Here is a 13107-nt window from a genome sequence, read left to right on the forward strand (position 1 = left end):
GGGAGCCACGCCAGAGTCCATGCGAAGGTAGGGAAACTAAGTGAGCAAAGAGCAGCCAGCCGTCGTGATCACCGGAGCATCGAGCGGAATCGGGCGGGCGACGGCCCTCCACTTCGCCCGTAAGGGCGCGTCCCTCGTCCTGGCGGCCCGCCGGGAGGAGGCCCTCCAGGGCCTGATCGAGGAATGCGAGGCCTACGGGGCGCGGGCCTTCTCGGTGCCCACCGATACGAGCGACCCGGAGGCGGTCCAGGAGCTGGCCGGGCGGGCCGTGGAGGCCTACGACCGGATCGACGTGTGGATCAACAACGCCGCGGTCTCCTTCTTCTCCCCTTTCCTGGAGGTGCCGCTGAAGGACTTCAACCGGGTCCTCGACGTCAACATCATGGGCTATGTGCACGGGGCCCGGGTGGCACTGCAGCACATGAAGAGCCAAGGCTCCGGGGTGCTCATCAACGTGTCCTCCATCGTGGGCGTTGTCCCCCAGCCCTACACCTCGGCCTACTCGATGTCCAAGGCCGCCGTCCGCGCGCTCGGAGTGAGCCTGCGTTCGGAGCTGCTGCTGGAAAAGACCCGCAGGATCCATGTCTGCACCGTGCTCCCGGCGACGATCGACACACCGTTCTTCAACCAGGCGGCGAACTACACCGGCCGGAAGGCGCTGGCGATGCCGCCGGTGTACAGCCCGCAGAAGGTGGCCGCCGCCATCTACAAACTCACCACCTCGCCGCGCGATGAGGTGGTCGTGGGCCGGATCGGCCGCTCGATGGTGCGCCAGCACCGGTTCGCCCCGGCGAAGGTCGAAGCGGCGATGGCCCATCAGGTGGAGAGGACCCACCTCTCCCGCAAGCAGCAGGCCGAACCCACCAGCGGCAACCTGTACGAGCCCTCGCAGGACAGGCGGAACGCGGCGGTGACCGGCGGGTGGAGCGGCAGGCGCCGCTCGGTGCAGCGCACCCTGCTCGGCACCGCCGCGCTGGCGACCGCGGGCACCGTCGTCGTGCGCCGGATGTTCCGCTGACTTATCCGCCCGGAACACCACCGGCCCCTCCACCGAGGGCTCCGGAGGCCGTATTCGCACACCGTCCACGTTCCGGACCTCCAGCAGGAACACCGCTGGCCGGAGGACGTGGCGGCGGCGGCCGCCCAGAACCTCCGCTCGGTGGTCGCCGTGCCCATTCCGGTCGACGGGGAAGCCCGGTGCGGGCTGAACCTCTACGCGGCCGCGCCCCTGGCCTTCGACCAGGACGCCATCCACACGGCCGAGGTCTTCGCCAGGGAGGCCTCCCGCGCGCTCCGCTCCGCCTCGCCGTCCGGATCGCGCGACTCTCAGACACCGACGAGAACCTGCGGGCCGCCATGCAGGCGCGCACGACGATCGACCTGGCGGTGGGCATCATCATGGCGCAGAACAGGTGCAGCCAGGACTCGGCCATGACCATTCTGAAGGCGGCTTCGAGCGCCCGGAACGTCAAGCTGCGCGAGGTCGCAGCGGCGGTTGTGGCATCGGCCGGGCACAGCGCGAGGCAGGGCTGAACCGGCCGCCGGGTATCACCGACGGAACCCCGCCGGCAGGAGCGGGCGGCCAGATATTGCAATACTGAAGGGATGGCTTCATCGATTTCCCCTGTCCGCCGGCCACTTCCCCAACGCCTCGGTGCCTACCTGAGGCACGGGCGCCTCCTGCTCGCCCTGAAGGCGGCCCTCGCCGCCGGCATCGCCTGGTGGGTGGCCCAGCTGGTCCCCGGCGTGGCCTCCGCATACCCCTACTACGCCCCGCTCGGCGCGCTCGTGTGCATGTACCCGACAGTGGCCGGGTCGGTCCGCACGGGGCTCCAGACACTTCTCGGACTCGGCGCCGGGATCCTGCTGGCCTTCCCGGTGATCCTGCTCGGCAATCCCACGAGCGTGACCGTTGGCCTGGTGGTCGGGCTCGGTGTACTCCTCGCCGCGCTGCCGCGGCTGGGCGCCGGCCGGGACTGGATCCCAATGGCGGCGCTGTTCGTCCTGCTGCTGGGCGGGGACAACGCGGACAGCTACTCGCTGGGCTACTCGATCCAGATGCTGGTCGGGGTGGGCGTGGGCCTGGCGGTCAACGCCCTGGTCTTTCCGCCGCTGCACCTCAACGGCGTCGTCCAGAGCCTTGAGGAACTCCGCTCCGCCCTGGCGCTCCAGCTCAGCGACATGGGGGCGGCCCTCGAGGAGAAGTGGCCGCCGGAGCACGAGGAGTGGGCCTCCCGCCAGGACCGGCTCAGCCAGCTGGGGCGGGACGCCCGCTCCGCGGTGCAGCTGGCCGACACGAGCCGCCGCGGGAACCTCCGCCGGCACCGCAACGGCCGGAACCTCGAGGCCGACTACCACGCCCTCGGGTCGCTGGAGCGGATCACCTTCTACGTCGAAGACATCACCGAGGTGCTCTCCGGCGCCATCTGGCGCACGGACACCGCCGCGCCGCTGCCCGCCGGCTTGGGCGCACCCCTGGCCGAAGCCAGCCGGCTGACGTCGGAGGCCATCGACGCCTGGGATCCCGCAGCGGATGCCCAGGACTCGGCGGAGGCGGCCGTCGAGGCGCTCATGGACCACGTGCACCGCACCGCCGCCCGCAACGAGCGCATCGACGCGGCGGCGACCTTCGGCCTGGGCCTGCGGCGGATCCTGCTCACCATCCGCCTCGACTCCGCTCCGGCGGATTAGTCCTCGCCGCGGTGCGGAAAGGGCTCGGGAACCGGGTCCGGATCGGGATCCGGCGCGATGATGCCCAGCTTCTCGAGCTGCTTGGACATCCCGGCGCCGTCCGGGGCGTAGATCCAGTCGATGTCCGGGGTCAGCGCGGACGCGTTCGTCTTGGACCGCCCGCCGGCGAGGACCGCCTCGCTGGCCGAGAGCTGGCGGATCGCGATCGCCCGCACCCGGTCGGGGTGGCGCTGGGCGAATTCGGCGTAGATCGCCTCATCGTGCTGGCCGTCATCGCCCACGAGGAGCCACTTCACCGACGGGAACTCCGCGGCCAGGCGCTCGAGGGAGCTGCGCTTGTGGTCCTGGCCGCTGCGGAACCAGCGGTCGCGGGTCGGCCCCCAGTCGGTGAGCAGCTTGGGCCCGGCCGGGTAGAGGTTGCGGGAGAGGAACCGGGTCAGCGCGGGCGCGACGTTCCAGGCCCCCGTCGAGAGGTACAGGACCGGCGCCGACGGCATGCTGCGGGTGATCCGCTCGTACAGCACCGCCATGCCGGGGGTCGGGGTGCGGGCGTGCTCATCGACCACGAAGGTGTTCCAGGCGGCGAGGAATGGACGCGGAAGGGCGGTGACCATGACGGTGTCGTCGATGTCGGAGACCACTCCGAAGTCGACCGAGTCATCGACCACCCGCATCGGGGCGTCGGCGAGCCGTGAATCACCCGACTTCAGCCGCACGGTGTGCCAGCCGGGGGTGAGCTCGACGTCGATGCGGGCATCGATCACGCCGCCGTGGTCGGCCTTGACGGTGTGGGTGCTCCCGTTGATCTGGACCTGGACGACGGCGTCGCGCACGGGGGCGCTGGTGAAGTTCCGCCACCCGCGGATCCCCTCCTTGAGGGGCTTGAGCGGCCCGCTGTCCTCGACGGGGCCGCTGTCACGCGGATCGGTCAGGACCACCCGGGCCAGCACCCTCACCCATTTGGTCGTTCCATAGCCGGTGTACGGGATGACGGTCTGCACGTGCCCGCGGCGGACGGCGAGCCGCCGCTGGAAGCCGAGCCAGGCATCGTCGAGTTTCATCCCGAGGTGCGTGCGTTCCTTCACCTCCACACCGGGCACGTCGGCCCCCGGAGCCTTGGTGGCCGGGGTCGACTCGATGATTTCGGCGTTGTCGGCCGGACGGTCTGTTGGCTGTTCAGCAGGTGTCGTCATGGGTTCAGTGTGCCACGAGTGCGCACCGGAGACTCCCCCCTATCCCCTCTTGCGCCGCGTCCGCGCAAGGCCCAACCGGGGGTGGAAAGCCCGTGGCCCTCCGCCGCGGGGCGGCACCATAATGGCACATGACCCCGAGGGAGAACGCGCCGGGAGCCCGCCGGTACACCGCCGATGCCGACGCCGTGCTGCCGGAGCTGCCCGGTGCCGGCGGGCCCCCGCCGGAGGGCACCTCCCCGCTTTCCCGAACCCACTATGACCTTCCGGACCTGGCGCTGCTGCGCCACGGCATCACCGTATCGCTCACCGGCGGGGCGGACGCCGCCTCCTGGGACCTCGCGTTCCCCGCGGAGCTGCGCCACCTCGACCTCACCATCGCGTCGCGCCGGAACGGTGGCGTCCCTCCGAAGCTGCTTGAGCGGGTGAGGGTCCACGTCCGCGACCGGGAACTCCGGCCGGTCGCCAGGCTGGATATCCACCGGCGGGAGATTACCGTTCCGGGGCCTGGCGGCGGCGCCGTGCTGCGGGTGAGGGACGACGCCGTCGCGCCCGCGGACGGTGGCCCGGGTTGGCGGGAATGGACGGTCGGGGCACCCCCGACCGGCGCACCGGCCCGCGACGGCCGCACCGCCGCGGACGACGCAGGCCGCTCCGGGGAGCTGCCCGAGACGGTGGAGGCCCTCCTGGTCGCGGCGGGCGCCTCCCCCGGCGGACCCGCCAAACGGCTCGCACTGCGGGTGGAAGGGCCGGGCACGGTTCGGGAACTCCCGGCGAGCGCCGGCACACCGGTGGGTGCGGTCCTCGCTCCGGTGTTCACGGCGCTCGCGGCCGAGCTCAAGTCCTGGGACCCCCGCGTCCGGGTGGACGAGGAGGACGCCGTCCACCAGCTCAGGGTGAAGGCCCGCACCCTCAGGAGTGTGCTCAGGACCTACGGGAAGCTGCTGGATGAGGACGCTGCCCGGGACCTTGAGGCCCGCCTGCAGCGCCTTGGGCGCGCGCTCAGTGCCGCCCGCGACGCCGAGGTGATCCGCGGCCGTGTCCCGGAGAGCACTAGGGCCTACCCGGACAGGACGATTCCGGGCCATGTGGTCCGCCTGCTCGGGAAGACGGCCGCCACGAATTACCGCCAGGCGTACCAGGCCCTGCTGGCCGAGCTGGACTCCCCCAGGTATTTCCGGCTCCTCGCGGCGCTTGACGATTTCACCGCCAGGGTGCCGCTGCGTGCCGGGGCGGACGCGGAAGACGCGCGGAAGGCACTCCGACGGGCCGCCCGGCGCCAGCAACGCCGGGTGGTGAAGCTCATCGACGCCGCCGCCGTGGAGGAGGACCCGGCGGCGCGGATCTCCCTGCTCCACGAGGTGCGGAAGCGGTCCAAGCGGCTGCGGTACGCCATCCGGTCCGTCTCCGCTGCCGCCGGATTCGACTTCGGGAAGAAGCTCGAAGCCGCCCTGGTGACCGCCGAGGAGGTCCAGGATGCCCTCGGCGTCCACCGTGACAGCGTCCTGTTCCAGGAGCATGTCGCCCGGACCGCGCGGGAGGCCCACCGATCCGGCTCCAATACCTTCGCCTACGGCGTGTTGCACCAGGCGGAGGTTCCCCGCCAGGAGGCGGCGTCTGCGGCCTACCGGGAGGCGGCGGAGCGCCTGCGGTAGGGCCTAGCCTGCGCTGCCGCCGGTGAACCGCTCCACGGTGGCCGACCAGCGCGTCTCCGGCGGCAGGACCGTGAGGATCCACTCCCCCGGGTCCACCCGCAGGGTGCGCCTGCCGGAGCCCGCCTCGAGCATCGAGATGACCGGCTCCTCGCCCTCGGGCACCGTCTGGGTCCCGGCCGCCAGCAGGTAGACAAAGCCCGGCCCCTCGAGGGTGTAGCTGATCCGTGCCGCACCGCCGCCGAGCGTGAACGGGTCGGGCGCCGGCCGTCCGGGGCCGCCGGCGAGCGCCGCCACTTCGGTCCACGCCGGCGGTGGCTCCCGGGTCGGAATGACCGAAGCCAGTGCGACCATGGCGGACGCTGCACCGGCACGCAGTGCGGTCAATGCCGGGCCGGAGGCAAGGGTGAAGACGGTGGCGATGGTGAGGAGCGAGACCGTCGCTGCCGCCGCGCGGTGGCCGCGGCGCCCCGACAGGGGGTGGCCGCCGCCGTCGACGGCCGATCCGAGGGCGAGCGCCAGGACATCGGCGGCCCACCAGAAGCCTCCGCCGCCCAGCGTGAGCAGCTTGAGGACCCCGGAGACCGGCCGCCGGAGGTAGAACCGGTCGGTGCCGAAGAACCCGAGCAGCAGGGACAGTGCCCAGGGTCTGCGGAAGTCGATCAGGCGCACGTCCGGGACGGGGTCGGCGGGCCCGCCCGCGCGCGTGCGGGTGGCGGTCAGCCGGTTGGACCACCGCTTCGGTGCAGGACCCGCCTCGGCGTCCATGCCAGAACCCTATGCCGGTGGAGGCGGCCGGGATAGGACGGGTATCCCCTTGCGTATTGCGCCGGGCCCGGTCCGGCGTGGCCCGCCGTGTACTAAGCATGCTTGCTATATGGTGGGGAGCCTCATAACGTGAAGGACAACAGGCATCCTGATCGCCCCCACTTCGGAAAGAGACCCCATGATCACCCAGGAACAGATGAAGGACCTCATCAGCGCCGGCGGCAGCGTCCTCAGCTCGGATGGGCAGGTCCTCGGCCCGTTGGGGCGGCTGTACGTCGACGATGCCACCGGCCGGCCTACGTGGGTCACCGTGGACACGGGGACATCGGGCGCCGCGGAGTCCTTCGTGCCGCTCGACGGCGCCACCGCGGCGGGTGGGGACGTGCAGGTCGCCTATCCCCGCGAATCGGTGCTCGCCTCTCCGGGGATGTCCCAGGACGGACACCTGAGCGCGGCGGAGGAGAAGCACCTGCTGCGCCATTACGGGCTCCTCCCCGGTGTCGATGAAACGACGGCCGGGACGGACGGCGATTATGCGACGTCCCGGCTGGAAAGCGACCACGTGATGATCCGCTCCGAGGAGCAGCTCCGGGCGGGCACCGAGATCCGGGAGACCGAGCGGGTGCGCCTCGTGAAGAGGATCGTCACCGAGGAGGTTACGATCACGGTTCCGGTCCGGCGGGAGGAGCTCCACATCGAACGCATCCCCGTGGACGACGTGCCGGGCCACCGGAACGGCAACGGCCACGGCAACGGGGCGGCCTCCTCCGCCAACGGCGGGTCCTACACCTATGTGGAACGCGAAGGCGATACCGGGGTGGACCACGATGACCTGTACGCCGCCGTCGGCTCGGCCTTCAGCGGGGACGCATACGACATCGTCCTGTACCAGGAGCGCCCGGTGGTGCAGACCGAGATCGTCGCCGTCGAACGGATCCACGTGCTCAAGGAAATCATCACCCACGAGGAAACCCTCAGCGGGGAGGTCCGCAAGGAGGTCATCGAGGCCGAATCGATCGACGCTCCCGGCCGGACCACCGCTGCGCGAAGGACCGACGGCTGATCCACGGGGTCGGCCGGCCGCGTGCGGTTCGCGCAGGGATGCGGGAGGAGAGGGAAAGGGGCGGACCATGCTGATCCGCAGGGCGGAGCCGGCGGATGCTCCCAGGGCCATCCGCGTCTTCCGCGATTCCCGCACAGCCGCCGCCGCGTACCTGCCCCCGTCCGTCCATACCGCAGCGGAGGACGAAGAGTTCGTCCGCGATGTCCTTATCGCGGCCGGGGAGACCTGGCTCGCCGTCGACGGCGGCGGCCGGGCGGCAGGCCTGCTCAGCCTGAGCCCGGGCTGGATCGACCAGCTCTATGTGGCTCCGGAGTTCTGGCGGCGCGGCGTGGGCACCCTACTCGTCGACCATGCCAAAGCGCGGCAGCCGGCCGGGCTCCAGCTGTGGACCTTCGAGTCGAACCTCGGCGCCCGGCGGTTCTACGAGCGGCACGGATTCGCGGCCGTCGAACGCACCGACGGCGCAGGGAACGAGGAGCGGGCACCGGACGTCCGGTATGCCTGGAAGGGCAATTGACCCCAGGGCGCCCCGGAGCGGGCGGCGTCCTGTGGTGCCGCCCGTGCCGCTGGGGTCAGGACGACTTCGGGATCACGATCCAGAGGATGATGTAGGCGATCTCCCCTGCCCCGACCAATCCGAAAATAACGAACAGCAGTCGGACGAGCGTCCTGGAGATGCCGAAGCGGGCGGCGAGGGCCGCACAGACCCCCGCGATCACCTTGCCGTTGCGCGGGCGTACCAGTTGAGAAGTCATGCCCGTACCCTACCAATCGGGATTTCCGGTGGACAGGACGAAAATGCCGTGGGCTGCCGGGAAAAACGCTTGTGCGCCGCGGCCCCAGCGCGCACCATTGCTGCATCAGCTGAAATCACCCGAGGAGCTGATGTGTTTGGCAACGCGGACAAGCCGCAGCAGGTTGACTTCCACCCCTGGCCCAGTGGCCTCACGTCCCGTCACCTTGCCCTCCTGCGCAGGAGCGCGGTCGTCGTCCTGGTCACGGTCCTGATTTTCGGCGCGTACAGCACCGAACTCACCCTCATGCGCGTGATCACGAACTGCCTGGTCGTGTACGTGGTGGTGATCTGGTCGCGGCGCTGGCTGTCCGAGAACCGGGACGGACCGGGACGGCCGGGGCCGGCCCGCTAGGAGGCCGGGCCGCACGGCGCTTGACCGCTGGTGCACCGGAGGGTTCACCCCGCGGGGCGCAGCGAGGTGATCATGGTGCGGATGTCCCCGAACTCCTCCGTCTCGGCGTACACCTGCGGCGTGTCGGCGTGCGGCGGGTTGCCGGGCGTCGTGTCGAACGGGTCGTAGACGCCGCCGAACGCCGCGCCGCTGGGCGGCCAGGTGAAGAAATGCGCGATGGGGCACGCGGTGGGCCCGGTCGGTTCCGGCCCCGAGGTGATTCCGTAGGCCCCGCTGAAGCCCTTCTGCGGGTCGGCCTGCAGGGGATCGCTGCGGATTTCGAAGACGAACCGGGGAACAGTGCCGGCCTGGGCCAGGGCGGGCAGCGGCTGCGACTCGATCAGCCCGTATGGAGACTTCTCCGCGCACTCGGCCCCGGTGACGAGATTGGTCCGCAGTGCCGCCACCGACTTGCCGGTGTCGCTGACGACCTCGACCGAGACCCCGCCGGGCGCCGCGCCGTCGGCCGCGCGGATCGTCCAGTTTTCGGGATAGTCGAAGGCGAGGTCGCCGTCGAGGGTTTGGTAGGTGTTCCAGCCCGGGCCGGTCGGCGGGTCCGTCGCCGGTGCCGTCCCGGAAGGTGGCGCGGTGTGGGTGGCCGTCGGTGCCGCGGCGGCGGACGCCGGGGGTGGGGAACTGCTGGAGGGCGACGGGCCGGAGACGGCCGGAGCGCAGGCTCCCAGCAGGACGGCGAGGCCGGCAGCCCCGCCGTAGGACAGTAGCGTCGTATGCGTCCTGCGCATAGGTTCCTCCCCCGGGCCGCGTCCGATCCGTCCATTGTGGGACCCTGCGGGGCATCCGGGGAGCGGCCCGGCGGAATTGTCACCGAACCGTTGCAGTGCCTATAGCGGGGTGGGTGCCGCCCGTGCCGGGACCGCTGCGCTGCCGGCGGCCACGGGGCCGGGCAGGTCCACCCGCAGCCGGGCACAAAAAAACCGCCAGGTCCCGGGAGGTGTCCCGGATCCTGGCGGCGGATTGGTGGAGCTGAGGGGACTCGAACCCCTGACCCCCTGCATGCCATGCAGGTGCGCTACCAGCTGCGCCACAGCCCCAATCCGTTTCTCCTTCCGGCGAACCGGCCGAAGCAACTTGTTCAGTTTAGTAAATTTTTCCGCTACTGCAAAATCGGCCGGATCGGGCCCCCGTTACCCCTCGATCGGCTCCGCCGGGAAGGAGCCGAGGCCCACATTGTGCTCCCGCAGCTGCCACGAATAGAGCGCCTCCGGTGTACGCACCTGCTCGTCCACAAGGGACCAGTGGCAGTTGGAAACTCCCGCCAGGGCACCCCAGGTGGTCGAGGGAAGGCCCATCAGGGCGGCGAGCCCGGCGCGGATCGCTCCGCCGTGGCTGACCACCACAAGGGTCTGTCCGGGGGCGAGATGCTCAACCGCCTCAAGCGTCGCCTCATACATGCGGCGGCCCACCTCTTCACGGTTCTCTGCGCCGCCGGCCCGCGCGAGGGGGTCGCCCCCGCGCCAGGCCGCATTGTCCTTGGGGAACCGCTCCTGGATCTCGTCGAAGGTCAGGCCCTGCCACGCACCGGCGGCGGTTTCGCGGAACCGCTTGTCCGAGGCCACCTTGAGTCCGGTGATCGAGGCCAGGGCGTGGGCGGTGTCCGCGGCGCGGCTGAGGTCGGAGGATACGATGCGCACCGGGTGGCGCTGGGCCAGCAGCCCGGCGGCCCGCGAGGCCTGGCGGCGGCCCGTCGCGTCGAGCGGGATGTCCTCCTGGCCCTGGAACATCCCGCCGTGGTTCCAGGCCGTCCTGCCGTGCCGCCAGAAGATCACCCTGCGGGCGGCAGGGTCATTGTGCCGGTGTCCCGTCACTCCGCTTCGGTGCCGACGGCGCTGGGTGCATCCGGGTTCTGCGGCGAGCTCTGCAGGGAACCCTCGAGCTGCAGGTCGACGGACGGGCAGTCGTTCCAGAGCCGCTCCAGGGCGTAGAACACGCGGTCTTCCTCGTGCTGGACGTGGATGACCACCTCGGCGTAGTCGAGCAGGACCCAGCGGCCCTCGCTGCGGCCCTCACGCCGGACGGGCTTCAGCCCCTGCTTGGACAGTTCCTCCTCGATGCCGTCGACGATGGCGTTGACCTGGCGTTCGCTCGGTGCCGAGGCGATGAGGAAAACATCGGTGATCGCCAGGCGCTCGCTTACATCGATGGCAACAATGTCCTGGGCAATCTTGTCCACTGCGGCGTGCGCCGCGGTGCGTGCAATGCCGATGGACGATTCGGTAGCGCTCACTGATCTCCTTGTGTGTGGTCAGCCGCCGAAGCCGCTGACAATCATTAGAATTCCGGCCAGGAGTGCAAGCACGCCCAACCCGAGTGTTGAAAACTGCAGGTACCTCATGCGCCGGACCCGGGCCAGGCCCGCGGTCATCGCATCGAGGGGGTCGAGTCCGTGGGCGCTCTGGGCGCGAACCGGGGTGGCACCGTCGTCGGTCGCCCGGCCGTGGTTCCGGGCGATGGTTTCGGCCTGCGCCAGGACCTGCGACCGCCGTTCGGGGCCCCGGCCGGCGGGCGTCCGGCCCGAAGGAGCCTGCGGGGCAGATGCCTTGGCGGACGGGGTCGGCGGGACGGGACGGCGGACGACCGGAACGTGGGAGGTGGTCGGGGCCTTCAGGACGGGCCCGCCCACCCCCGGCACGGTGACGTATTCCGGGGGCGCGACGATCGAGAGGTTGTGCGCGGTGGTCGGGTCGCTCGACTGCGGCCGCCGCTGGGCGTTTTCCTCCGAGAGCTGCTGGATCTTCTGCGCCCTGCTGTTGAGGACGGCGGCGCGTTCGGCAAGGGCCTTCTGCTTCGCCAGGATGTCCGGATCGACAGCGAACGGGTCGGTGCCCTGCGCCGACTCGATCATGGCGACCTGGTCCCGCGCCTGCGCCATGATGGCCTCGCGGGCCGCCAGTGCCTGTTCGACGCTGAGGTCCTGGTCCGGCGCACCCTCCGCGGCTGGGGAGGACGCCCCGGACGCCGGGGCGGTACCGGCCGGGACCGCCCCGTCCGGGCCCGAAAGCCGCCGGCGCCGGTCGCGCCGGCCCTCGAGCGGCACCTGCGCGGTCCGCCGCTCGACCGGGGTGCCGTCGGGGTGCAGGGGGCGCCCTTCGCGCTGGCGTCCGGCCGCCGGTGCGTCCCCGGTGCCCTCCACGGTTCCTGGAGTTTCCGCCGCACCGGCGGTTCCCTGCGCCGCGCCGCCCGGGAGGGACCTGCCGGGAGCCGTCACCGGGGACTCCGCCCGCGCCGCCTGCGCCTCCTGCTGCTGCAGCCTCAACTGGCGCCGGGTGGGCATCGCGTCGTATGAGGTGGTGATCGTCGGCACCGAATGCTCGGCCAGCGCACGGTAGGTGCGCAGCGCCTCGCGGTCCCGGGCCCGCGCCAGGGAGACGCGCTCAGTGGTGCTCACCTCGGCATCCACCGGGGCGTCGGCGGCCCGCCGGCTCCGCCGCGGCACACCGGACGCCCGGGGGCCCGTCTGCTCTCCGCTCCCGGTTCCGGACACAACGGAAGACCCGCGGCCGGAAGCGGCGGGTCGTGGGTGCAGCTCGTCGTTAGCCTTGCTCATTGCTTTCTCATCCGGTCTTCTGGGGCAGCGCGTTGGAATTGACGCCGCGGGGCGGCGTCCCGGGCCCGGCGCCGTTCCCGGTCCCCCGCCCGGCGGGGGTGTCGGTCCGTGCATAGAGCCCGTACTTGGCGATGTACTGCACAACGCCGTCGGGCACCAGGTACCACACCGGGTTGCCCGATTCGACCCGGCGGCGGCAGTCCGTCGAGGAGATGGCCATCGCCGGAACCTCGAGCAGGCTCACGTCGTGGCCACCGTCGTCAAGCTCGTGGCCGGGGCGGGTCACCCCGATGAAGTGGGCGAGGGTCCACAGTTCGTCGACGTCCTTCCACGACAGGATCTGGGCCATGGCGTCCGCACCGGTGATGAAGAAGAGCTCGGCCTCGGGCCGGGCGGCCCTGAGGTCACGCAGTGTGTCGATGGTGAAGGTCGGGCCCGGGCGGTCGATGTCGACCCTGCTGACGGTGAAGTCCGGGTTGGAAGCCGTCGCGATCACTGTCATCAGGTACCGGTGCTCGGCCGGCGACACATCCGTCTCGGCCTTCTGCCACGGTTGCCCGGTGGGCACGAAGACCACCTCGTCGAGGCCGAAGACGGCGGCGACTTCACTCGCCGCCACGAGGTGCCCGTGGTGGATGGGGTCGAACGTGCCGCCCATGACGCCGAGCCGCCACGGCCCGCCGTCGGGCCGCTGGTGCCGCCAAGTGTCCCGGGCGCCCGGGCCGCCGGCCTTCGTCGAATCGCCCAAGATGCTTAGCGCCGGGTGGCTTCGCCGTGGTCGTGCTTGTTGGGGTGCTGCTTGTGCGGGTCGAGGTGTTCCTGGGTGGCTTCGTGCCGGTGGCCGAGGTTGGTGAACGAGACGGTGACCAGCATGAGCACCAGCAGGAGGCCTCCGATGACCAGCGGGTAGACGATCGCCGGGAACGGAAGCTCGGTGTGCTCCGCCACCTCGCCTGCAAGCACCGCTGCGTCGGCGTAGAAATTCAGCATG

General features: G+C 71.1%; 16 protein-coding genes and 1 tRNA gene. 7 read left to right on the top strand and 10 right to left on the bottom strand.

Translation table 11 applies throughout. The features are described 5' to 3' along the window. Positions 1 to 40 precede the first annotated feature (40 nt). The 3 genes from ACX80W_RS14180 to ACX80W_RS14190 all read left to right on the top strand — a co-directional run bounded on the left by ACX80W_RS14180 (position 41) and on the right by ACX80W_RS14190 (position 2691). Positions 41 to 1018: an SDR family oxidoreductase gene (locus tag ACX80W_RS14180; protein ID WP_459284350.1), complete on the top strand. Its 978-nt coding sequence runs from the start codon at positions 41 to 43 to the stop codon at positions 1016 to 1018. A gap of 179 nt (positions 1019 to 1197) precedes the next feature. After that, positions 1198 to 1533 carry an ANTAR domain-containing protein gene (locus ACX80W_RS14185; protein WP_459284352.1) on the top strand — a complete coding sequence of 112 codons (336 nt, stop codon included), beginning with the start codon at positions 1198 to 1200 and terminating at the stop codon, positions 1531 to 1533. A 72-nt stretch (positions 1534 to 1605) separates the two neighbouring features. Then, positions 1606 to 2691, top strand: coding sequence for an FUSC family protein (locus ACX80W_RS14190; protein WP_459284354.1), 1086 nt, complete (start codon positions 1606 to 1608; stop codon positions 2689 to 2691). Here ACX80W_RS14190 and ACX80W_RS14195 read toward each other — a convergent pair. Further along, complete coding sequence (locus ACX80W_RS14195) at positions 2688 to 3884, bottom strand: App1 family protein phosphatidate phosphatase (RefSeq protein WP_459284356.1); 1197 nt, start codon at positions 3882 to 3884, stop codon at positions 2688 to 2690. The genes ACX80W_RS14190 and ACX80W_RS14195 overlap by 4 nt on opposite strands. A 128-nt stretch (positions 3885 to 4012) precedes the next feature. Between ACX80W_RS14195 and ACX80W_RS14200 the strand changes: the two genes are divergently transcribed. Next, positions 4013 to 5536 (top strand): CYTH and CHAD domain-containing protein, encoded by a 1524-nt coding sequence (locus ACX80W_RS14200; RefSeq protein WP_459284358.1) that lies wholly within the window; start codon positions 4013 to 4015, stop codon positions 5534 to 5536. Positions 5537 to 5539: 3 nt separating this feature from the next. On the opposite strand, the gene ACX80W_RS14205 is transcribed toward ACX80W_RS14200, so the two are convergent. Next, complete coding sequence (locus tag ACX80W_RS14205) at positions 5540 to 6301, bottom strand: NINE protein (RefSeq protein ID WP_459284360.1); 762 nt, start codon at positions 6299 to 6301, stop codon at positions 5540 to 5542. Between the two features lie 178 nt (positions 6302 to 6479). On the opposite strand from ACX80W_RS14205, the gene ACX80W_RS14210 reads away from it, so the two are divergent. Both ACX80W_RS14210 and ACX80W_RS14215 read left to right on the top strand, forming a co-directional pair. After that, positions 6480 to 7364, top strand: a complete 885-nt coding sequence (locus ACX80W_RS14210) for a YsnF/AvaK domain-containing protein (protein WP_459284362.1) — start codon at positions 6480 to 6482, stop codon at positions 7362 to 7364. A gap of 67 nt (positions 7365 to 7431) precedes the next feature. Next, entirely contained in the window at positions 7432 to 7881 is a 450-nt protein-coding gene (locus ACX80W_RS14215) for a GNAT family N-acetyltransferase (RefSeq protein ID WP_459284364.1), read from the top strand. A 55-nt stretch (positions 7882 to 7936) separates the two neighbouring features. Here ACX80W_RS14215 and ACX80W_RS14220 read toward each other — a convergent pair whose 3' ends face one another. Next, positions 7937 to 8119: a PspC domain-containing protein gene (locus ACX80W_RS14220; protein ID WP_459284366.1), complete on the bottom strand. Its 183-nt coding sequence runs from the start codon at positions 8117 to 8119 to the stop codon at positions 7937 to 7939. A gap of 132 nt (positions 8120 to 8251) precedes the next feature. On the opposite strand from ACX80W_RS14220, the gene ACX80W_RS14225 reads away from it, so the two are divergent. Beyond that, a complete protein-coding gene (locus ACX80W_RS14225) occupies positions 8252 to 8512 on the top strand; it encodes a hypothetical protein (RefSeq protein ID WP_459284368.1) in 261 nt (86 codons plus the stop codon). 44 nt (positions 8513 to 8556) lie between these two features. Here the strand turns inward: ACX80W_RS14225 and ACX80W_RS14230 are convergent, their stop codons facing one another. The 7 genes from ACX80W_RS14230 to ACX80W_RS14260 all read right to left on the bottom strand — a co-directional run bounded on the left by ACX80W_RS14230 (position 8557) and on the right by ACX80W_RS14260 (position 13106). Continuing rightward, a complete protein-coding gene (locus tag ACX80W_RS14230; RefSeq protein ID WP_459284370.1) occupies positions 8557 to 9294 on the bottom strand; it encodes a hypothetical protein in 738 nt (245 codons plus the stop codon). A gap of 233 nt (positions 9295 to 9527) precedes the next feature. Next, positions 9528 to 9603: transfer RNA gene (locus ACX80W_RS14235), tRNA-Ala, on the bottom strand. 93 nt (positions 9604 to 9696) lie between these two features. Then, entirely contained in the window at positions 9697 to 10377 is a 681-nt protein-coding gene (locus ACX80W_RS14240; RefSeq protein ID WP_459284372.1) for a histidine phosphatase family protein, read from the bottom strand. Further along, positions 10374 to 10796, bottom strand: coding sequence for a ribosome silencing factor (gene rsfS, locus ACX80W_RS14245; RefSeq protein WP_133404795.1), 423 nt, complete (start codon positions 10794 to 10796; stop codon positions 10374 to 10376). Before rsfS ends, ACX80W_RS14240 begins: the two co-directional genes overlap by 4 nt. 18 nt (positions 10797 to 10814) lie before the next feature. After that, positions 10815 to 11957, bottom strand: a complete 1143-nt coding sequence (locus ACX80W_RS14250; RefSeq protein ID WP_459284375.1) for a hypothetical protein — start codon at positions 11955 to 11957, stop codon at positions 10815 to 10817. A 166-nt stretch (positions 11958 to 12123) separates the two neighbouring features. After that, entirely contained in the window at positions 12124 to 12774 is a 651-nt protein-coding gene (gene nadD / locus ACX80W_RS14255; protein WP_459284397.1) for a nicotinate-nucleotide adenylyltransferase, read from the bottom strand. Positions 12775 to 12869: 95 nt separating this feature from the next. Further along, entirely contained in the window at positions 12870 to 13106 is a 237-nt protein-coding gene (locus tag ACX80W_RS14260) for a hypothetical protein (protein WP_459284377.1), read from the bottom strand. Position 13107: the final 1 nt, after the last annotated feature.

Source organism: Arthrobacter melezitosi (assembly GCF_054511055.1).

Bases quoted from the DNA above. Each gene is read 5' to 3' on its own strand.
- ACX80W_RS14230 (WP_459284370.1), bottom strand. From the start codon at position 9,294: ATGCGCAGGACGCATACGACGCTACTGTCCTACGGCGGGGCTGCCGGC.
- ACX80W_RS14210 (WP_459284362.1), top strand. From the start codon at position 6,480: ATGATCACCCAGGAACAGATGAAGGACCTCATCAGCGCCGGCGGCAGC.
- ACX80W_RS14190 (WP_459284354.1), top strand. From the start codon at position 1,606: ATGGCTTCATCGATTTCCCCTGTCCGCCGGCCACTTCCCCAACGCCTC.
- ACX80W_RS14220 (WP_459284366.1), bottom strand. From the start codon at position 8,119: ATGACTTCTCAACTGGTACGCCCGCGCAACGGCAAGGTGATCGCGGGG.
- ACX80W_RS14200 (WP_459284358.1), top strand. From the start codon at position 4,013: ATGACCCCGAGGGAGAACGCGCCGGGAGCCCGCCGGTACACCGCCGAT.
- ACX80W_RS14260 (WP_459284377.1), bottom strand. From the start codon at position 13,106: ATGCTGAATTTCTACGCCGACGCAGCGGTGCTTGCAGGCGAGGTGGCG.
- nadD (WP_459284397.1), bottom strand. From the start codon at position 12,774: ATGGGCGGCACGTTCGACCCCATCCACCACGGGCACCTCGTGGCGGCG.
- ACX80W_RS14205 (WP_459284360.1), bottom strand. From the start codon at position 6,301: ATGGACGCCGAGGCGGGTCCTGCACCGAAGCGGTGGTCCAACCGGCTG.
- ACX80W_RS14215 (WP_459284364.1), top strand. From the start codon at position 7,432: ATGCTGATCCGCAGGGCGGAGCCGGCGGATGCTCCCAGGGCCATCCGC.
- ACX80W_RS14195 (WP_459284356.1), bottom strand. From the start codon at position 3,884: ATGACGACACCTGCTGAACAGCCAACAGACCGTCCGGCCGACAACGCC.